Raw genomic sequence first — 20,470 nt, 5'->3', positions numbered from 1 at the left:
TACGCAGGAAACGCGCACAGCAGAAAAAAGCGGCAATGCCGAGGTGTAGCCAATGACCCGGGTCGAATCCTGGAATGAGCAGAGGGCCCATTCATCGCGAGGTTTGAGAAGATTACTGGAACATCCCTCGCGGCGTCTTGCCTGGCGGTCGTCAGATGTTGAAGGAAAATGCCCTTCTGACGGCCAGATAAAAACCGGATTACCAACTTTAGGGAAAAATCTCTTTAAAAAAAGCACTTTTCCGACATATCGCCAGTAAAAAATTGCTTTAGATGGGCACCAATCGCCAACCATCGATGGCGATTCTAGAGCAGCCATGCTCACCGAGACTACCCATAACAACGTACACACGTCGGTAAAACCACGAAAAGGACTTCATATGTGCACACTGACTCACTTTGCCCAGCCATACACCCGACACACAAACGGCTCGTCGTCTCTGCATTCGATGGGCCTCCACCCGCAGGACTTCCTGGCGCCGGAGCGTCTGCTTCCGCGTTTTCAGGTGGTATTGGCGGGCAACGCCTTTTTCCACATCAGGGAAATATCCACCGGGCGTGTAAGAGGTTTCCGTGGCAACCATAATGATGCCTGCGCCCTTGCCCGTTCGCTCGAGGCAAGCAGTTGAAGCACCTGCTGCATTCACTTCCATAGACGTTTCGTCACACCGGCGACTTAACTCAGCCGCCGGCAGGCAACTACTGCCATACTGCCCGACCAATGAAACCCGCCCCAGGGCGGACGGCGTTCAACGCAACAACTATTTCAAGGGAAGACGGCTACGTGACGGAATTTGATATCGGTGAATTTTTTATCCGGGGCGAAGCCAGAGAAGTCGAAGGCGAATTCCAGGCAGTCATTATCATGCGCGCCAAACCGCCGTTGACCACCGTGACGTTTCACCAGGTCGAAAGGGATCGCTGGTTCAAGACCGCGGATGTCGCGGCCATGGCCGCCCGGGATGCCGCGAAAGCCCTGAAGCTTGCGGTCGATGAAGGGGCATTGAAAGCCTGATAGTCGGTTTGCAGTCTATGCTCATCCCTGCTTTTGCTCGCACTCGACGCAACGGATTATCTGCAAGGAGATGAAGATGGACTCACCCACCCATGATTTGAAAGGTTTGTTCGATCAACTCGGCCTGGACTCCAGTGAAAAGGCCATCGACGATTTCATTGCCCGTCATTCCCCCTTGGCTGACGACAAAAAACTCATCGATGCCGAGTTCTGGACCCCGCAACAAGCCGGCTTCCTCAAGGAACAACTGCGTGAAGATGCCGATTGGGCCCATGTGGTCGACGACCTGAACCTGCGCATGCACCAGATCCACTAATACGATAATAATTGCCGGGACTCTCAGCGAGGACTTTGCGGTTTGTAACCCAACCGCAAACCACCCCAATGCCGGCCCTTGAGCATGATCGGCACCGAGAGGTCGTGCATCAGTTCACCGGTGTCGCGGGTGTAGGTCTGCAACAGCACCGCCTGCTGGTGGCTGCCACAGCGGATCCCGGTACGGTCGGCGAACTTGCGCTTGGTGCGGTTTTGCAGAGTATCGACCTGCACATCACCGGTCAGCGGCTGGCTGAACACGGTGTTATGGGTCGGCACATAACCCTGCTGCGTGCAGGCGATGGCGAACACCAGGCCTTCATGGCGCGGCAGCAACGGTTCCTGAATCCCCGGCAATACCTGATCGGTGTAGCGGTCGAAACGGGTCTGGTATTTGGCCGGACTGGTGTTAGGGATCGCTTGATAATTGCGATCAAACAGGTCATCGAGGCTGATCCGGCCCTGATCGATGTCCGCTTCGAAGCGCGCCGCAATCTGACTCGCGCCTTCGCGGGCCAGGTCGTAAATGCGCTGGTGATAGTCATCCAGTCCAACTTCGGCCAGGCGCTCGCTGATGGTTTCGGCCTGCCCTTCCATTTGCACTGCTGCCTGGGCAAGCCGCTGGGTCTGCTGATCACTGATCGCCAGATCGCTGCGCATTTGTTCGATGGCGTGGAACAGGCTGTCGAGTTGTTCGCGGTTGGTGTCCGCGCCCTGAGCGATTTCCCCGACCTGCCTTTCGACGCCAGCGGCCAGGCGCGCGATGTTTTCCAGGTGCTGCCCGGTGTGCTCGACTTGCGCAACACCGGTATTCAGATCGCTCGCCAGTTGACGAATCTGCTCCACCACTTGCGCGGTGCGTTGCTGAATATCGGCGACCATCTCCCCGACTTCGCCGGTCGCCGTCGCCGTGCGCGCGGCCAGCCCGCGAACCTCATCAGCCACCACCGCAAACCCGCGACCATGCTCCCCGGCCCGCGCCGCTTCAATGGCCGCGTTCAGCGCCAACAAATTAGTCTGACTGGCAATGGACTGGATCACCAGCGTGACCCGCTGGATATCGTCGCTGCGCAGGCTCAGCGCTTCGATCAGTTCACGACTGCTGCTGGCACGCTGGCTGAGTTGATGCATGCGTGCAATGGACTCGACCAGTTCCGTGCGCCCTGCCGCGCTGCTCTGATGGGCTTCGCTGGCCGCGCTCAAGGCTTCCCGACTGAGTTTCGACGTAGCGTGTTCGGTGACGATCATCACTTCAGCACTGCTGACAATCTGCGCCGCGGCATTGAGCTGCGATTGCAGTTTGTCTGCCAGTTGCTTGACCGAATAGGCCACGCCGGCAGCCGACAGGGCGTTATGACTGGTGGTGTAGGAAAGATCGCGAGTCAACTCGGCGATGGCGCTGGAACTGTCTGCAGGGGTCGTGTCAGGGAGAGTGCGCGAGCGCAGTCGCGGCAGCCAGATAACCAGCACGGCTAAAGGCAGGCCAAGGTAAAGCGACCAGCCAGCCAACACCATGCCGCACAACAAGAGCATCAGGGCGATGCTTTGCAAGGTCGGCGTCAGCCAAAGGTTTTTCGGCACAAGTACTGGTGCAGGCATTGCCTCAACCAGAGATCCGTCCCTCGTCATCGTCGTCACCCCACGTGTCTTCTAATTGTTGTAATCGCATTAAACGCCACTACAAAGCCATTATCTATGGTCCGTTAGTAGTGGGAGTTGCAGCAGATCAACAGAAGTGAGTGAGATTTTTCGGACGACAAAAAGCTTCGCGGGCAAGCCTCGCTCCTACAGATGTCTGTAGGAGCGAGGCTTGCCCGCGAGGGGGCGCTACTGAATCAGGCCTGACGCTGGTGCTTGTCGATCTGCTCGTGACGCTCTTGAGCTTCGATGCAGTACTTGGTGGTCGGGCTGATCAGCAGGCGTTTCAGGCCGATGGCCTCGCCGCTGTCGTCGCACCAGCCAAAGCTGTCTTCTTTGATGCGTTCCAGGGCTTGTTCCAACTGAGGCAGCATGCGCTGGTCGCGATCGATCGCGTTCACCAGCCAGGTGCGCTCTTCTTCGACAGAAGCTGCGTCAGCCGGATCGGCCGGGGTGTCCAGGCTCTCGATGGCGATGCGGTTCTGTTCGATGCGCTCATGGGTTTCGACTTTCATGTTCTGCAACAGCTCAGAGAAAAAAGCATGTTGCTCGGCATTCATGTAGTCATCCGCCGGCATGGCCAGCAACTTGTCCTTTGTCATTGATATCTCTATAAAAAAACGTGCATTAAGGCGAATTAGGGAGCGATCCGTTGAACCTGAAGCATTCATTGGAAAGGCGCCGTTTATTCCAAGCGCCACCCGGCACTCAATTTACGAGGGGCGGCAGTCTAAGGCCGACTTGAGGCCTCAGCAACTGAAAAGACAGCAAATCTGTCCGACAAAACCCTGAAAGTGCGCTACGGCAGGCTTTGAGGCGCATATCGGAGTGCGTTTATAGCAAGAAATTCAGTCGAGCGGCTGTACATAGGAGACAAACGGCTGCGCCACGCGGGTCAGGCGTGGCGCATTTTCACGTTTAGTCCGGCCTTCAGCGCTTGAGTTTGCGCTTGTTGCGGTACTGGTCGATGACCACCGCCACCACAATAATCAGCCCCTTGATGATGTCTTGAATATAAGCATCAACCCCGACAAAGGTAAAGCCGCTGGCCATGACCCCAAGGATCAATGCGCCAATCACGGTGCCGGTGATCCGCCCGACGCCACCGGCCAGGCTGGTGCCGCCGATGACCGCCGCGGCAATCGCGTCCAGTTCATAAGACATGCCCATTCCGGCCTGTCCGGTCGCGGCCCGCGCCGACGCCACTACACCGGCCAGGCCTGCAAGCAACCCGGCGATGCTGTAGACGATCACCAGATGCCGCTTGACGTTGATCCCGGAGGTGCGCGCCGCCTGCATGTTGCCGCCGATGGCATAGGTGTATTTACCGTACTTGGTGTAGCGCAGGGCGATGTGAAAAATCACCGCCACCACCAGAAAGATGATCACCGGCATCGCACCGTGTCCGATGGCCGTGTAGGAATCCGAGAGCATGCTCACCGGCTGACCTTCGGTGTAGTAGCGCGCCAGGCCGCGGGCCGAGACCATCATGCCGAGGGTGGCAATGAACGGTGGAATGCCGGTGATCGCAATGATGCTGCCGTTGATCGCCCCCGCCAGCAATCCCACCCCAAGCCCGACAATCACTGGAATCCACACCGGCAAGTCGGTCAGGGACGGAAACACCGCCCGGGCAAAGTCCGAGGTCTGGGCCAGGCTGGCGGCAATCATCGCCGACAACGCCAACACCGAACCGGAAGACAAGTCGATACCCGTGGTGATGATGACCTGGGTCACCCCGATCGCCAGCAGGCCGATGATCGACACTTGCAGGATCATCAGCACCAGACGCTGGGAGTTCATCAGGAAGCTCTGGTCCCGCACGATCCAGCCGAACATTTCGAAGACCAGACCGATGCCAATCAGCACCAGGAAAATACTCAACTCGGTCGGAAAGCGCCGGCGACTCTTGACCGGTGCCATTGCAGGCTTGTTTTCAAGTATCGCGTTCATAACCACTCACCCTTCAAATGAAATCCGTGTGGCGAGGGAGTTTGTTTGTAGCGAGGGAGCAAGCTCCCTCGCCACACAATCCCCTTTCACCCTTGAACTGCGTTCACCCTTGATTTAATGACACTGGGACATGCCCGAGGCCAGTTGCATCACCCGTTCCTGGGTCGCTTCGCTGCGGTCGAGGGTCCCCATCAGGTCGCCCTCGTGCATGACCATGACCCGATCGCTCATTCCGAGCACTTCCGGCAGTTCCGAGGAAATCATGATCACCGCCATGCCTTCGCTGGCGAGGTAGGAGATAAGCCGGTAGATCTCGGCCTTGGCACCGACATCGATGCCCCGGGTCGGCTCGTCGAGAATCAGGATGCGCGGGTTGGTCATCAGCCAGCGCGCCAGCAAGGCCTTCTGCTGATTGCCGCCGGACAGCGTGTCGATGCATTGCTCCAGCGACGGCGTTTTCACCCGCAGCTTCTTGCACATGTCTTCACACAACGCCCGCAGGGCTTTCTGCTGGATGAAGCCGTTGCCGACGTAAAGAGGCAACACCGCCATTTCCATGTTCTCCAGCACCGACAGGCACGGGAACAGGCCGCTGAGTTTGCGATCTTCGGTCAACAGCGCGAAACCTTTCTCGATCGCCATGTGCGGATCGCTGATGCGCACCACTTCGCCGTCGAGGCGGATTTCGCCACCGTCGCTTGGGGTGATACCGAAAATCGCTTCGGCGACATTCGTCCGTCCCGAGCCCATCAACCCGGCGATGCCAAGGATCTCGCCAGCATGCAGGTCGAACGAGACGCCCTCGAAAATGCCGTCCAGCTTGAGGTCGCGTACCGACAGCAACAAATCGCCGATCGGCTTCTCACGCACCGGGAACAACTGGCTCAGCTCGCGACCCACCATCATTGAAATCAGGCTGTCGCCGTCCATGCTGTCGGCCCGTTGCAAGCCGATGTAAGCGCCGTCACGGAACACCGCCACTTCATCGGCGATGCTGAACACTTCATTCATTTTGTGGGTGATATAGATAATGCCTTTGCCCTGGCGCTTGAGGTCGGCAATGATCGAGAACAGATGCGCGACTTCCTTATCGGTGATGGCCGAGGTCGGCTCGTCCATGATCAGGACGTCGGAGTCATAAGACACAGCCTTGGCGATCTCGACCATCTGTCGTTCGGCGATGCTCAGGTTGCCGACCAGCTCTTCGGGATCGAGATTGATCCGCAGGCGTTCAAGCAATGTGGCGGTGCAACGGTGCATCTCGCGGTGGTCGATCATGTGCAGGCCGTTGAGCTGTTCGCGGCCGATCCAGATGTTCTCGGCAATGCTCATGTGCGGCATCAGGTTGAGTTCCTGATGGATCATGGCGATCCCGGCCTGGAGCGCCGCCAGCGGTGTTTCGAAAACCACCGGTTTGCCCCGCAGGCGCAACTCGCCGGCATCGGGTTGGTAGATGCCGGCAATGATTTTCATCAAGGTGGATTTGCCGGCGCCGTTCTCGCCCATCAGCGCCAGCACGGAACCGGGACGCACCCGAAGCTGTACGTCGGACAAGGCCACCACACCGGGAAAACCCTTGCTGACGTTGATGATTTCCAGCAGGTACGGCTCATCGACAGAGGGTGTCGTCGGTGGGACACCCATTAACGGGGTGCTCGAAGCAGTCGCTGAAGCGAACATGATCAGGTACTCCATCAGCAAGGTCGCGTTGCAACCTGGCGTGCTTATTGTTGTTATCGAACGGACGGACTATTTGAAGGTGTCGACGTTCTGCAGCGTGATCAGGCGATACGGCACCCACACGGCCGGTTCGACCGGTTCGTTCCTGGCCATTTTCACCGCCGTATCGATTGAACCGTCTGCCTGACCCTTGGCGTCCTGGAACACCGAGACCAGCAGAGAGCCCTTCTTCACCGCGTTCAATCCGTCGGGCGTACCGTCGACGCCGGCGATCAGCACACTGCCTTTGGCGACGCCAGCCTGTTGCAGGGCCATGGCCGCGCCAATCGCCATCTCGTCATTGTTAGAGACCACCGCGTCGAATTGGCGGCCCTGCGTCAGCCAGTCGTTGACCAGGGTCATGCCCTTGTCCCGCAACCAGATGCCGGACTGCTCTTGCTCGATCTTGATGTTCGGGTACCTGGTCAGCACCTCTTTTACGCCCTTGGTGCGGTTGGTGGTGGAGTTGTTGGCCAAATCACCGAGCAGAATCACGATGTTGCCCTTGCCGCCCATTTTGTCGGCCAGGTACTGCATCTGCATCTGGCCGGCCTCCAGATCGTTGGAGGCGACAGTGACCACACCTTTGGGCAGGTTCAGGTCATCGGGACGACGATTGACGTACACCAGCGGAATACCGGCCTTGACCGCTGCTTCAGTGATTTTTTTGGTGGCGGCGGTATCCACCGGGTTGACCACAATGGCGTCGACATTCTGGCTGATGAAGCTTTCTACCTGGCTCAGTTGCTTGACCACGTCGCTGCGCGCGTCTTCGAACTGCAGCTTGACGCCATCGGGATAGGACTTGGCTTTGGTGTCCATGGATTCGCGCAGGTAGGTCAGCCAGGTGTCATCGAACTGCGACATGCTGACGCCGATCTTCATGTCAGCGAGTGCGGCACCACTGGCGAACATCAGGGAAAAGGCAAGTGAGGCGAAGCGGATCTTGGTCTTCATGAAAAGTCTTTCTCCACATTCTTGTTGGTTTTATGGATGAGGCGTGACGATTTCAGTGAACGGGCAAGCGGACAATCGGTGCACCCGGAATACAGCAAACCAGGGCGCCGTTGCGTTCGACGCAAAGCAAGCGAGAAAAGGAATGAAACGAAATGCGAGGCAGGTCGCCAGTGAGGTGCAGCGCGGAACATAAAACATGCACAGCAGAGGTGAAGGTTTTCATCGACGGTACCTGGCTTCTGTTTCTTGTTTTTTGGGTCCGTCCTTCACTCGTTCAAGGCCTGCTTGAGCGTGATCGGACGTTGATAGTCGGCAACCTGGAAATGACTTTATTGGAAAATAATTTCTATATCAACTCATTTTAGAATTTTATTCTGTTTTTATTCCATGACTGCGAAACGGGCTCAATGTCACCACTTGATGGCGCTCGAAGCTGAGCCGCGCAGCGTCTAGCACGCGGGTGGTCGCCAGTGCATCACGGGCGTCGACCGGCAGTGGGCCACCGCTCTGTAACGCGGTTTGTAGCTGCAAATAGAACTGATTCCAGCAACCCCGCTCGGATGGCACCCGTTCACGCACCTCGCCCTGTTCGAACCAGCCCCAGCGCCGATGCTCCTCGACGCCCCAGCGCTCGCCTTCGGATTGGGGCGTAAGCCCGGCGAGGGTTGATGCCTCCTGCCCGTCCAGACCGTCGACGCTGTAGCAGCCCTGGGTGCCGGTCACGCGAAAGCGCGGGCCGGGGGTGTTTTGCAGGCAACTGCCGCCCAGCTGCGAGATCACGCCGTTGGCATGGGTCAGGGACATAAAGAAGCCGTTGTCGAAGCTCTGGCTTTTTTCCAGGTAATCGAGTTCGGCGTAAACCCTGGTGACGGGGCCGAACAACAGGAGCGCCTGATCCACCAGATGGCTGCCCAGATCGCGCAGGAAACCGCCACCGCTGCCGTTGTTCACCGACTGCGGCGAATAGCGCTCGATCCGCGACTCGAAACGGGTGACCTGACCCAGCGCCCCGGACTCGATGAGTTTGCGCACGGTGAGGAAATCCGAATCCCAGCGCCGGTTCTGATAGACGCTCAGCTGCACGCCTTGGCGCTCGGCCATGGTGATCAGGGTTTGTGCTTGTTGCGCATCAGCCGCGAACGGCTTGTCGCTGACCACCGCCACCTCGTGTTCGATGGCGTCGAGTACCAGCGCCGGGCGACCTTTGAGCGGCGTGGAGATCACCAGCACATCGACCCCGGCTTCGACCAGTTGGCCGATGCTGTCGAAGGCCGGCACACCAGGATATTCCGCAGCCAGCCGTTGCCGACGCTCGGCAGAACGGGTAACCACCCCCACGAACGTCGCCGCCGGCAAACTGCTGATCAGCGGAGCATGGAAAAACCGGCCGCCATGGCCGTAACCGACAAGTCCGATACGCATTATCAACTCCTTCTTATGATCGTTCCCACGCTCTGCGTGGTAATGCCGCCATGGACGCTCTGCGTCCGCTTTGTGACGCAGAGCGTCACGGGATGCATTCCCACGCGGAGCGGGGGAACGATCTGTTACGGGGGTTAGCGACAGAGTTCGCGGGTCACGCGTTCGAGCATGGCATTCCCACGCAGAGCGTGGGTACGATCAGTTACAGGGGATTTGGGGTTAGCCGTAGAAACGGGGGCGGTCTGGCAGGCCGACTTTTACGATCTGACCGCTGTTTTGTGCTTCGATGCAGGCATCCGCCGCCACCGCTGCCGCGAAACCATCCCATGCCGACGGCCCGCCGACCTGCCCGGCCCGTACGCCATCGATGAACGCCTGCAACTCGACGTCGTATGCGGCGATGAACCGGTCCTTCCAGTCCATCAGAATCGCGTTGGACAGCTTCGCCCCGCTGCGCAACTGAACCTGCGACGGCTCCGGCAGTTTGGCGATGCCGGTCTCCCCCACCACTTCGCACTGGATGTCGTAGCCGTACTGGCAGTTAACGAACACTTCCACGTCGATGCGCGTGCCCTTGGCGGTTTCCAGCAGCACGATCTGTGGGTCTTTCAAATGGGCGTGGGCCTTGCTGGTCTTGCGCGGGAACACCACTTGCACCGACACATAATCGTCGTCGAGCAACCAACGCAACACGTCCAGTTCATGGATCAGCGTGTCGGTGATCGCCATGTCGGTCTTGTAGTTCTCACCCACGGTCGGGTTGCGGTGCGCGCAGTGCAACATCAGTGGCTCACCAATCTGCCCGCTGTCGATCACTGCTTTGAGTGCTCGATAGCCCTCGTCATAAGGACGCATGAAACCGACCTGCACCAGGCGTTTGCCGTGGGCCACTTCGGCCTCGACGATTTTGCGGCAGCCGTCAGCGGTGACCGCCAGCGGCTTCTCGCAGAACACCGGTTTGCCTGCCGCAATCGCCGCCAGCACGAACGCTTCGTGGCTCGGGCCCCAGGAAGTGACGAGGATCGCTTCGACCTCGGGCGCCTTGATCAGCGCGTGGCCGTCGGGATAGACCTCAGCGGTGAGTTTAAGGTCGGAAACGACCTTCGCAGCTTGCTGCAAGTTGATGTCGGTCACCGCAACGACCTGGCTATTGAGCAAGGTCTGGCTGCAACGACGGATGTGGTCCTGGCCGATGGCCCCGGTGCCGATGACGCCAAGCTTCAAAGACATTTCATGACTCCTGGATTTGTTGTTGTTCGTTCAGGGCAATCAGTACTGACGGGCTTTGGCCAGTCGTTCGTTCAGGGTCTTGGCCACCGCATCGGTGCGGGTGCTGGTGGAGACTTGCGCCACGCCGACCCGCCACCACGACAGGTATTTGTGAATCATGGTCTTGGGCAAAACCTTGATATCGATCAGCGTCGACACCGTCTGCAACCGCGCATCCGCCAATGCAGCGTGCAACTCTTCAACGGTGTTCACTGTGTAAGTCTTGCAGCCGTAAGCCGCCGCGCTCATGGCGAAGTCCACCGGCACGAAACCGCCATCGAGCTTGCCGGTTTCCGGGTTGCGAAAACGGAACTCGGTGCCGAAGCTGTCCATGCCGTGTTCCATTTGCAGGTTGTTGATGCAGCCGAAGGTCATGTTGTCCAGCAGCACCACGTTGATCTTGCGCCGCTCCTGGATCGAGGTCGCCAGTTCCGAGTGCAGCATCATGTAGGAGCCATCGCCCACCAGCGCGTAGACCTCGCGCTCAGGCTCGGCGAGCTTGACGCCCAAGGCGGCATTCACCTCGTAACCCATGCACGAATAACCGTACTCGACGTGGTAAGTGTTCACGCCCTTGCTGCGCCAGCTGCGCTGCAAGTCACCGGGCAGACTGCCGGCGGCGGCGACGATCACGGCGTCATCGGCCAGGGTTTGGTTGAGTACGCCAAGCACCCGACTCTGGGTCAGGCAGGAACCGGTCAGCTCGATGAATTCGCGCAACACAGCCGGGTCCATGTGGTCGTTGATTTCCGGGACGAAATCTTTTGCCTGGTATTCGACCTGATAAATGCGATCGACTTCTTCATCCAGTTGCGCCTTGGCCTGGCGGGGTTGATCGCCCCAGCTCGAGCGGTAATCGCCCAATGCATCGGCCAGTGCCTGCAAACCGCTTCTGGCGTCTGCCAGCAGTTGCACACCGTCGAGTTTCAGGGCGTCGCAGGGATTGATATTAAGATTGAGAAATTGCACCTGCGGGTGTTTGAACAAGGATTTCGACGCGGTGGTGAAATCGCTGTAGCGAGTGCCGACACCAATGATCAAATCAGCATCCGTGGCCAACAGGTTCGCCGCCAGGCAACCGGTTTCGCCGATCCCGCCGACGTTCAGCGGATGACTCGCTACCAGCGCGCTTTTACCAGCCTGGGTTTCGGCGAAGGGAATATCGAAGCGCTCGGCGAACGCCTGCAACGCCGCATTGGCACCGGAATATCTAACCCCGCCACCGCAAATAATCAGCGGCTTGCGCTTGCCTTTGAACAGCGCCAGTGCATCACCGAGCATCGCTTCAGTCGCCGGACGACGCTCGATGCGGTGCACGCGCTTTTGCAGAAAGTAATCCGGGTAGTCGTAAGCCTCGGCCTGCACGTCTTGCGGCAACGCCAGGGTCACCGCGCCGGTTTCGGCAGGGTCGGTCAGCACGCGCATGGCGTGGATCGCTGCCGTCATCAGTTGCTCGGGACGGTTGATCCGGTCCCAGTATTTGCTCACGGCCTTGAACGCATCGTTGGTGCTGATGCTCAGATCGTGGAACTGCTCGATCTGTTGCAGCACCGGGTCCGGTTGGCGGCAGGCGTAGACGTCGCCGGGCAACAGCAGCAAAGGGATGCGGTTGGCAGTGGCCGTGGCGGCAGCGGTCAGCATGTTCGCCGCGCCCGGGCCCACCGATGAAGAACAGGCGTAGATCTTGCGCCGCAAGTGTTGCTTGGCAAAACCGATAGCGGCATGGGCCATGCCTTGCTCGTTGCGGCCCTGATGCACGATCAGGTCGCCGCTGTCCTGTTCCAGGGCTTGCCCCAGACCCAACACATTGCCGTGGCCGAAAATGGTAAAGATCCCGGCGACGAATTTGCTTTGAACGCCATCGACCTCGATGTACTGGTTATCGAGAAATTTCACCAGGGCCTGGGCCATGGTCAGTCTTGTTGTGGTCATGCTTGCACCTTCCTTTGAAGCTAAATCCGGTGTGTGCTGTGGAATGCGATCAACTGTGGGAGCGGCGGTGCGGCGACCCGACTTGCCCGCTCCCACAGGGTTCCTCCATTAACCTTGGGATTTCTGCAGGTGATCCATGCTCGCGCCGATCGCCGTCTGGATATCCGCCAGGCCATGGACGCTGTCGGCGAACGGTTCGAACGATAGGTAGCCGCTATAGCCGGTAGCGAGCAAGGTCTCGATCTGTGCCGCGTTGCCGAGGATATCGCCCTTACCCACCAGCACCCGGTGGCCATCGCGGATGGTCGCCAGCGGTGCCTCGGCCTCTTCGACGCCGGAGATGTGCACCAGCCCGGTCAGTTCGGGGAAAAACTCATGTTCGCAGGCCAAGTGATGGTGAAAGGTGTCATGCACCAGACGGAACACATCCAGTCCCCCCATGGCCTTGATCGCGTCGACCGCGGTGCGTTTGCGCCGCAGCGAGCACTCCTCGAAACCCAGCGGCTCGATGAAACCGAGGATGCCGTGATCACGCAGGATCGGCGCCAGTTCACTCAACGCGGTGCGCAGGCCGGCAGCACGCTGTGCTTCGGTTCGTGGATCGGCGCGCTCGTTCAACGGGCACATCACCAAACCCTGCGCACCGCAATCACGGGCATAAGCGGCAAGTTTCAGCGCGTGTTCGCGGCGCTCGTCATTCCACACATCGAACGGATACAGCGCGTTGATCGACAGCACGGTGATGCCTTTGGCCTCGCATAGCTCACGCACATGTTCGGGCGCGGTGCCGTCCTCGATCTCGACGCCCTTGAGGTCATTGCGAATCTCGATGGCGCCGGCCTTGAGGGCCACCGCCAGCTCGATGAACGCGGGCAGGGACAAACGTGGGGCGACCATACGGTTCAGGGCGAAACGCAGGGGTTTGCTCATTTTTGTTGTTCTCCGCACAGGTGAGTTATTTGGCTGTCGGCATGCTGAATTCAGGGCCCTTGGCAATGCTGTCGGGCCAACGCTGCATCACGCTTTTGTAGCGGCTGTAGAAGCGGATGCCTTCTTCACCGTAGGCGTGGTGATCACCGAACAGCGAGCGCTTCCAGCCACCGAACGAGTGCCAGGCCATGGGCACTGGAATCGGTACATTGATGCCCACCATGCCGACCTTGATGCTGCGGGCGAACGAGCGGGCGATGCCGCCATCGCTGGTGAAACACGACACGCCATTGCCGAACTCATGGGCGTTGATCAGCGCCACGGCGCTGGCGAAATCCGGCACCCGAACGATGCCCAGCACCGGACCGAAAATTTCTTGCTGGTAGATGCTCATTTCGGTCGTGACGTTATCGAACAGCGTCGCGCCGACGAAGAAGCCGTTCTCGGCGCCCGGCACCTTGAAGTGGCGGCCATCGACAATCAGCTGCGCGCCCTGGGCCACGCCTTCGTCGATGAAACCTTCGACTTTGGCCTTGTGCTCGGCCGTCACCAACGGCCCCATGTCACTGTCAGCCTTCAAGCCGTTGCCGACTTTCAGTTGATCGATACGCGGCAGCAGTTTGGCAATCAGTTGATCGCCGACATCGCCCACCGCCACGGCAATCGAAATCGCCATGCAGCGCTCACCGGCCGAGCCGTAAGCGGCACCGATCAATGCATCTGCCGCTTGGTCCAGATCCGCGTCGGGCATGACGATCATGTGGTTCTTCGCCCCGCCCAGCGCTTGTACACGTTTGCCGCGCGAGGTCGCTTGCTGGTGGATGTACTCGGCAATCGGCGTCGAGCCGACAAAGGAAATCGCCTCGATGTCCGGGTGTTGCAGCAAGGCATCGACTGCGGTCTTGTCACCCTGAACCACATTGAACACACCGTCCGGTAACCCGGCTTCGGACAATAATTTCGCCATCAGCAAACTGGCCGACGGGTCGCGTTCGGACGGTTTGAGGATGAAGCAGTTACCGGTGACCAGCGCCAGCGGGATCATCCACAGCGGCACCATCACCGGGAAGTTGAACGGGGTTACGCCGGCACACACGCCCAGCGGCTGGCGCAGGTTCCAGTTGTCGATGCCGCCACCGATGTTGTCGCTGAACTCGGTTTTCAGCAGGTTCGGCGCGCCACAGGCGTATTCGACAATTTCGATGCCGCGGGTCACTTCGCCCTTGGCATCCGAGAACACTTTGCCGTGTTCGCGACTGATGATTTCTGCCAGCTCATCGTGATGTTGGTCGAGCAATTCCTTGAACTTGAACATTACCCGCGAACGGCGCAGGGACGATTGTTCGGACCAGGCCGGAAAGGCTTTCAGAGCCGAGGCGACCGCTTCGTCGACGGTCTTCTGGCTGGCCAGCCCGACGCGTGCCTGAACGCTGCCGGTGGCCGGGTTGAAGACGTTGCTGAACCGTTCGCTGCTGCTGTCTTGCACTTGACCGTGGATGTAGTGGCCGATGATCGGGGCGTTGCTCATTGATCGTGTTCTCCGTGCAGAAGTTGGAATTCAGGCGTTCAGTTCACAGGTCAAGCAGCCAACTGTGCTGCGGATCGTTATGGAACTGCCAGACACGTTTCGGGCCGGCCATCACGTTCAGGTAATACGACTCGTAGCCGTAGGGCACGCTGACTGGGTGATAGCCCTTGGGCACGACCACCAGGTCGCTGTTTTCCACGGCCATGGCCTGGTCGATGCTGCGATCGTCGGTGTAGACCCGCTGGAACACGAAGCCCTGGGGCGGGTTGATCTGGTGGTAATAGGTTTCTTCGAGAAAGCTCTGGTGCGGCAAATCGTCGGTGTCGTGCTTGTGCGGCGGGTAGCTCGACGAATGCCCGGACGGCGTACGCACTTCCACCACCAGCAGCGAATGGGCCGGCTCGGTGTCCGGCAGGATGTCGCAGACATAGCGGGTGTTGGCGCCCTTGCCGCGCACGCTGCGTTTCATGCTGTCGGGTTGGATCAGCCGTGGGCTGTGATTTTCGGCGGTCGAACCGGGCGCGGCGCAGACGGCGATCTGCACGTCGCTGAGTGCGACCACTTGTGCCTGACTACCCGGTGGCAAGTACGCGGCGAACGGCGATTTATCTTCGAAGACCGAGTGGCGATCGCCAATGTTGTCCCAATCAAACGCGCCCTGCCCCGGTGCTTCACCCTTGATGCTGACCCGACCGCTAAGCAACACCAGGCACAATTCCTTGTCGTCGGCACTGATTGGCAGGGTTTCACCGAGGCTCAGGCGATAAGCGGCGAAACCGACGTATTCCAGCTCTCCTAGCCCCAACTCGACCATGGTCCGGCCGCGGGCATTGCTCTTGACCAACAGGCTCATCGCGCGGTCCTCTCGTTGAGCAGCGTGCGCAAGGTGTCGTAGCCTTTTTTGGCATAGACGTAACTCGGTGCCACCGCTGGGTCCTGCTCGGCCTCGACCACCAGCCAGCCTTGGTAATCGGCGCCCAGCAGGACGTCGAGCAAGGCGCCGAAGTCGATGTCGCCATCGCCGGGCACGGTGAAGGTGCCGTTGATGATGCAGTCCGGGAAGCTCCACAGGTTGTTGCGCGCCAGTTGCACCACTGGTTTGCGCACATCCTTGAAATGCACGTGGCAGATGCGTTCGATGTGTTTGCGCAGCACCTGCAAGGGTTCACCGCCGCCCATGTAGCAGTGGCCCGAATCGAACAGCAGGCCGACTTCGCTGCCGGTCAAGGCCATCAGTTTGTCGATGTCCGCCGGGGATTCGACGTAGGCCCCCATGTGGTGGTGATACGCCAGGCGCACGCCCTGGGCCTGGGTGAAGCGCGCCAGTTCGGTGAGTTTGTCGGCGTATCCCTGCCAGGCTTGGTCGGTGTGGAAACGCGGGCGCTCGACCAGTGGAATGCGCTGGCCTTGAATGGAATCGGCGACTTCGCCATAGACCAGCACCTTGGCGCCGTTCTTCGCCAGCAACTCGACATGGCTGGCGATGGCGTCGATTTCCTCGGCCACGGAACGGCGGGCCAGACGGCTGGAATACCAGCCGGAGACCAGCGCCAGGTCGTAAGGCCGCAGCACGTCGCCGACGCCTTTGGCATCTTTGGGGAATTTACCGTTGAGCTCGAAGCCTTCGTAGCCGATGTCCTTGCCTTCGCTGAGGGCAGTGCTCAACGGCGTCTCGCCACCGAGGGACGGCAAGTCGTCGTTGCTCCATGAGATCGGGTTGATGCCAATTCGGATAGCGGGCATGGCTGCACCTTTTATTGTTTTCTAAATTACCGTTGAGTCTGAGGCCGCCTTCGCGGGCAAGCCTCGCTCCTACAGAACACCGCAGCTTCCCGTAGGAGCGAGGCTTGCCCGCGAAGAACGATAACGCGGTGTTATGTCAGGCCCGGGCCATGCGCCAGGCGTCGATCAGTTCGACGAACGTGCCCTGCACCTGGCGGATCAATGTTTCGTCATCGATTTCACCGGCCATCCACGCGCGGCTCGGCTCCTGGAAAATCGTCCGGCCAACGGCAAAACCTCGGCAGCTCTGGCTCTGGCTGGCCTGCTGAAACCCTTCGGCCAAAGCCGCCGCCGGGGCATTCAGGCCCAGCAGCACCACGCCACGGCAATACGGATCGCGTTCCTGAATCAGCTCGTCGAGCTGCTTCCATTGCTCGGCGCTTTGCGCTTCGATCTTCCACCACGCCGGGTAAATGCCCAGGTTGTAGAGGCGCTTGAGGGCGCGATACAGCACGTCCGGATGCGCGGACGGGTGATCCTTGGGCGGAATGATCTCCAGCAGCAGTTCATGACCGCTGACTTGCGACGCCTGATACAAACCCTTGATCTGCGCTTCCTGCTCCAGACGCAGCAGTGGCTCGTCATCGGGATGGAATTGCACCAGGCACTTGATGATTTGTTCCTGCGGCCAAGCGATCAGGTTGCTGCCAATCGAACGCCCGTGTTCGAACGCCAATGGCCGCGAGCCCTGTACTTCCACCGGCCGCGCCACCCACCAGCCACGACCGGTGGCGGCGTTCAGTGCGTCCTGACCGAAACGTTGATCGGCCAGCAAGCCAACGTCGGCCTCGACGCCCTGCTCACGCAGATCCGCTTCGACCCGCTCCACGGCCTGGATAAAGAGTTGTTTGAGTTCGCCAATACTGCTCAGGTCGCGCCCGCCCTTGTGGGCCAGTTCCACCAGTTGCCCACGATGATCGAAGGCGAAGATGAACAGTTGCTTCCACTGTTTGCGCGGCACGCTGACCTGATGCAGGCGCTGCAACACGGCGTCCTGATCCGGCCGGGTGATCGGCACCGGGCTGTTGAACAGATAGTCGAGTTCGGCGCGGGTCGGCATTGCCGGGGCGCAGGCATGGCGCGACACCACCAGAGCGCCGCAGGCATTGGCCAACTGGCAGCAGCGCTCATCGCTGGCATCCTCCAGCCAGCCGCTGAGGAAACCCGACATGAAGGCATCGCCGGCCCCCAGCACATTCAGTACTTCGACGCGCACACCGGGATAAATCGCGCCGTCTTCAAGACGCGCCGGAATCGCTCCGTGAATCACCGTGCAGCCTTGCGGGCCGAGCTTGACCACCAACGTCGCCGTGCTCAGTTGCCGAACATTGCGCAGCGCGGTGAGTAAATCTTCGGAACCGCCGGCGATCAAAAACTCTTCTTCAGTGCCGACGATCAGGTCGAAACGCGGGAGGATTTTCTGCACGTGCTGGCTGACGTTCTGGTCGGCGACGAATCGGGTTTCGCCGTCCGCCTTGCCGGCCAGGCCCCAGAGCACCGGGCGATAGTCGATGTCCAGCACCCGTTTGACGTTGTGCTTCTCGGCATAGTCCAGTGCCTGGATGCTCGCCTTGTAGACGCCGTCGGTGGAGAAATGGGTGCCGGTGATCAGCAGGGCTTTGCTGGAAGCAATGAAGGCTTCGTTGATGTCTTCGGCGCGCAACGCCATGTCGGCGCAGTTTTCGCGGTAGAACACCAGGGGAAAGGTTTCGCGGTCCTTGAGGCCCAGCAGGACCATAGCGGTCAGGCGTTCCGGATCGACCTTGATGCCGCTGATGTCGCAGCCTTCGCGGGCTAGCGATTCTACGAGGAAGCGACCCATGTGGTCGTCCCCTACCCGGCTCAACATTGCCGATTTCAGACCCAGCCGAGCGGTGCCGAAAGCGATGTTGGCGGACGACCCGCCGAGGTATTTGGCGAAGCTGCTCACATCCTCCAGCCGCGCCCCGACTTGCTGCGCATAAAGGTCGACGCCCAGGCGCCCAAGGCAAATCAGATCCAATTGACGCCCACTGGCAAAACGAGTCTGGCCCATGCTGGCTCCTGTTATTTTTATCAGCCTGCGTTCGGGGCGATGAAGGCGCCGAACACTCTTGGTGGATGCAGACTAAAACGACCAGGACCCAACAATCAATAATTATTCCAAATATTTTTCACATGGAATATTTTTTCCAATAAACTTCTACGCAAGCGTTTCCAGACACAGTGCATCGTTTCAGCAGAGCCGATAACGGCCGCAAGCTCAAGATTTTATTAGGGCCTAACCTGTAAACTGCGCACAGCCAACCTATTGTCAGGGGATGACCCGCCTGTCATCTCTATAAGCACAAGCCAGAAGGATTCCTTATGTCCCGCACCGATCAGCCGGCCACGACCGAGAGCACGCCCGACAGCGATCTGGTCAGCCCTCCGATCAATGCCGAGCGTTTGTTGCAGCTGATCACCGATGAATACGAAAGCCTGCCACGCCAGCTCAAACGCATTGCCAGCTACATGAGCCAGCAACGCGACCGGATCATGGTCGACCGCATCAGCGATATCGCCCGCGAATGCGAAGTGCACCCGTCGGCCATCGTGCGGTTTTCCCAGCGTTTCGGCTTCAGCGGGTTCAGCGAAATGCAGGCGCTGTTTCGCGAGGCCTATACCCACAAAACCACGCCGGTGCAGAACTACCAGCAGCGTATTCGCAGCATGATCGCCAACAAGTCCCAGAAGGCCAGCGGTGGCGATCTGGCTCGCGAATGCATCAACGCCACCCTGTCGGGCATCGAACGGCTGGGGCTGGAGCTCGATGACCAGGCCTTCGACAAAGCCGTGGACCTGGTGGTGAATGCCGACAACATCTATGTGGTCGGGGTGCGCCGCTCGTTCGCGGTAGCCGACTACCTGGTCTACAACCTGCAACACACCAACAAGCGCATCCACCTGGTGTCGGGGCTGGGCGGCAGTTACCGCGAGCAGATGCGCAGCGTGCGCGCCAATGATCTGGTGATCGCCATCAGCTTCACGCCCTACGGCAAGGAAACCCAGCACTGCCTGCGTATTGCCCAGCATCATCAAGCGAAAACCCTGATCATCACCGACAGCAACCTGTCGCCATTGGCCAAGCGCGCCAACACCGTGCTGTTGGTCAACGAAGGCAGTTCGTTTGCCTTCCGCTCGCTGAGTGCGACCTTGTGCCTGTGCCAGGCGCTTTTCATCGCCGTGGCTTATCGACTGGAATTGAAGGTTGATGAGATTCATGAGCAGGCGGGCTTCGAGGATTAACGCGAAGCCGTTTGCAGGTCGCTGAACCTCGGCTAAGGTTGTCCATCCCCCATGGACCGTCTGAAGGAGAGGCTCAATGAAACTGATCGGCATGCTGGATTCGCCCTATGTGCGACGCGTCGCCATTTCTGCCAAGTGCCTGGGCATACCGCTGGAGCACGAGTCGGTTTCGGTATTCAGAAACTTCGAACAGTTCCAGCAGATCAACCCCGTGGTGAAGGCGCCGACCCTGGTGCTGGATGATGGCGAGGTGTTGATGGATTCGACGCTGATCATCGACTACCTGGAGGCTCTGGCCGCGCCGGGTAAAAGCCTGATACCCAACGATCTGGAGCAACGCCTGCGCTCGCTACGGCTGACCGGCCTGGCGTTGGCGGCGTGCGAAAAATCGGTGCAGCTTTACTACGAACGCAACCTGCGGCCGGCGGAAATTCAGTACGCGCCCTGGGTGGAACGGGTCGAAAAGCAATTGGCCGCGGCGTATTCGGCGCTGGAGCGGGAGCTGGAAAAACAGCCGCTGAAGATCGACGGTTCGATTGCGCAAGACGGAATTACCCTGGCGGTGGCCTGGAGTTTTACCAAACTGGTGGTGCCGGATCAGGTGGAGGCCGCGCAGTTTCCCCGGATAAATGCGTTCACAGAGTATGCCGAGGGGCTTGAGGTGTTTGTCGGTACGCCGATTAACTGAGCCACAACGATCGTTCCCACGCTCTGCGTGGGAACGATCATCATGCGGGCGTCCTC

Annotated in this window: 18 protein-coding genes; 5 read left to right on the top strand and 13 right to left on the bottom strand. The window is 59.5% G+C overall.

All coding sequences use genetic code 11. The features are described from left to right. Positions 1-379 precede the first annotated feature (379 nt). The 3 genes from FHW68_RS27215 (at position 380) to FHW68_RS06540 (ending at position 1,330) form a co-directional block, all read left to right on the top strand. Entirely contained in the window at positions 380-628 is a 249-nt protein-coding gene (locus FHW68_RS27215; protein WP_095630720.1) for a hypothetical protein, read from the top strand. Between the two features lie 155 nt (positions 629-783). Then, the gene (locus tag FHW68_RS06545) at positions 784-1,014 is read left to right on the top strand and encodes a hypothetical protein (protein ID WP_183679940.1); all 231 of its coding nucleotides are present in this window, start codon (positions 784-786) and stop codon (positions 1,012-1,014) included. Positions 1,015-1,090: 76 nt separating this feature from the next. Next, the gene (locus FHW68_RS06540; RefSeq protein ID WP_007907886.1) at positions 1,091-1,330 is read left to right on the top strand and encodes a DUF2789 domain-containing protein; all 240 of its coding nucleotides are present in this window, start codon (positions 1,091-1,093) and stop codon (positions 1,328-1,330) included. Positions 1,331-1,353: 23 nt separating this feature from the next. On the opposite strand, the gene FHW68_RS06535 is transcribed toward FHW68_RS06540, so the two are convergent. The 13 genes from FHW68_RS06535 to iolC all read right to left on the bottom strand — a co-directional run bounded on the left by FHW68_RS06535 (position 1,354) and on the right by iolC (position 18,494). Further along, on the bottom strand, positions 1,354-2,577 hold the full coding sequence (locus FHW68_RS06535; protein ID WP_371916194.1) for a methyl-accepting chemotaxis protein: 1,224 nt from the start codon (positions 2,575-2,577) through the stop codon (positions 1,354-1,356). Positions 2,578-3,164: 587 nt separating this feature from the next. After that, the gene (locus FHW68_RS06530) at positions 3,165-3,569 is read right to left on the bottom strand and encodes a TraR/DksA family transcriptional regulator (protein WP_007907888.1); all 405 of its coding nucleotides are present in this window, start codon (positions 3,567-3,569) and stop codon (positions 3,165-3,167) included. Positions 3,570-3,897: 328 nt separating this feature from the next. Then, positions 3,898-4,920: an ABC transporter permease gene (locus tag FHW68_RS06525; RefSeq protein WP_095630717.1), complete on the bottom strand. Its 1,023-nt coding sequence runs from the start codon at positions 4,918-4,920 to the stop codon at positions 3,898-3,900. Between the two features lie 114 nt (positions 4,921-5,034). Continuing rightward, a complete protein-coding gene (locus FHW68_RS06520; protein WP_183679450.1) occupies positions 5,035-6,600 on the bottom strand; it encodes a sugar ABC transporter ATP-binding protein in 1,566 nt (521 codons plus the stop codon). 69 nt (positions 6,601-6,669) lie between these two features. Continuing rightward, a complete protein-coding gene (locus FHW68_RS06515) occupies positions 6,670-7,596 on the bottom strand; it encodes a sugar ABC transporter substrate-binding protein (protein ID WP_183679448.1) in 927 nt (308 codons plus the stop codon). Positions 7,597-7,965: 369 nt separating this feature from the next. Then, entirely contained in the window at positions 7,966-9,018 is a 1,053-nt protein-coding gene (locus FHW68_RS06510) for a Gfo/Idh/MocA family protein (RefSeq protein WP_183679446.1), read from the bottom strand. Between the two features lie 219 nt (positions 9,019-9,237). Then, positions 9,238-10,248: a Gfo/Idh/MocA family protein gene (locus tag FHW68_RS06505; RefSeq protein ID WP_183679444.1), complete on the bottom strand. Its 1,011-nt coding sequence runs from the start codon at positions 10,246-10,248 to the stop codon at positions 9,238-9,240. Between the two features lie 39 nt (positions 10,249-10,287). Next, on the bottom strand, positions 10,288-12,219 hold the full coding sequence (gene iolD / locus FHW68_RS06500) for a 3D-(3,5/4)-trihydroxycyclohexane-1,2-dione acylhydrolase (decyclizing) (protein ID WP_183679442.1): 1,932 nt from the start codon (positions 12,217-12,219) through the stop codon (positions 10,288-10,290). Positions 12,220-12,327: 108 nt separating this feature from the next. After that, entirely contained in the window at positions 12,328-13,149 is an 822-nt protein-coding gene (locus tag FHW68_RS06495) for a TIM barrel protein (RefSeq protein ID WP_095630711.1), read from the bottom strand. A gap of 25 nt (positions 13,150-13,174) precedes the next feature. Then, the gene (locus tag FHW68_RS06490; RefSeq protein ID WP_095630710.1) at positions 13,175-14,677 is read right to left on the bottom strand and encodes a CoA-acylating methylmalonate-semialdehyde dehydrogenase; all 1,503 of its coding nucleotides are present in this window, start codon (positions 14,675-14,677) and stop codon (positions 13,175-13,177) included. Positions 14,678-14,720: 43 nt separating this feature from the next. Then, positions 14,721-15,530: a 5-deoxy-glucuronate isomerase gene (iolB, locus tag FHW68_RS06485; protein WP_183679440.1), complete on the bottom strand. Its 810-nt coding sequence runs from the start codon at positions 15,528-15,530 to the stop codon at positions 14,721-14,723. After that, positions 15,527-16,420: a myo-inosose-2 dehydratase gene (gene iolE / locus FHW68_RS06480; RefSeq protein ID WP_183679438.1), complete on the bottom strand. Its 894-nt coding sequence runs from the start codon at positions 16,418-16,420 to the stop codon at positions 15,527-15,529. The genes iolB and iolE overlap by 4 nt, the downstream gene beginning before the upstream one ends. 136 nt (positions 16,421-16,556) lie before the next feature. Then, entirely contained in the window at positions 16,557-18,494 is a 1,938-nt protein-coding gene (iolC, locus tag FHW68_RS06475; protein ID WP_183679436.1) for a bifunctional 5-dehydro-2-deoxygluconokinase/5-dehydro-2-deoxyphosphogluconate aldolase, read from the bottom strand. A 311-nt stretch (positions 18,495-18,805) separates the two neighbouring features. Between iolC and FHW68_RS06470 the strand changes: the two genes are divergently transcribed. Together FHW68_RS06470 and FHW68_RS06465 are read left to right on the top strand one after the other, a co-directional pair. Then, positions 18,806-19,726, top strand: a complete 921-nt coding sequence (locus FHW68_RS06470) for a MurR/RpiR family transcriptional regulator (RefSeq protein ID WP_183679434.1) — start codon at positions 18,806-18,808, stop codon at positions 19,724-19,726. Positions 19,727-19,802: 76 nt separating this feature from the next. Then, on the top strand, positions 19,803-20,414 hold the full coding sequence (locus FHW68_RS06465; RefSeq protein WP_183679432.1) for a glutathione S-transferase: 612 nt from the start codon (positions 19,803-19,805) through the stop codon (positions 20,412-20,414). The last annotated feature ends 56 nt before the right edge of the window (positions 20,415-20,470 follow it).

This window comes from Pseudomonas sp. Tn43 (assembly GCF_014192635.1).
Lineage (GTDB): Bacteria > Pseudomonadota > Gammaproteobacteria > Pseudomonadales > Pseudomonadaceae > Aquipseudomonas.
The sequence above is the reverse complement of the archived record's forward strand: the minus strand, read 5'-3'. Positions and strand labels throughout refer to the sequence as shown.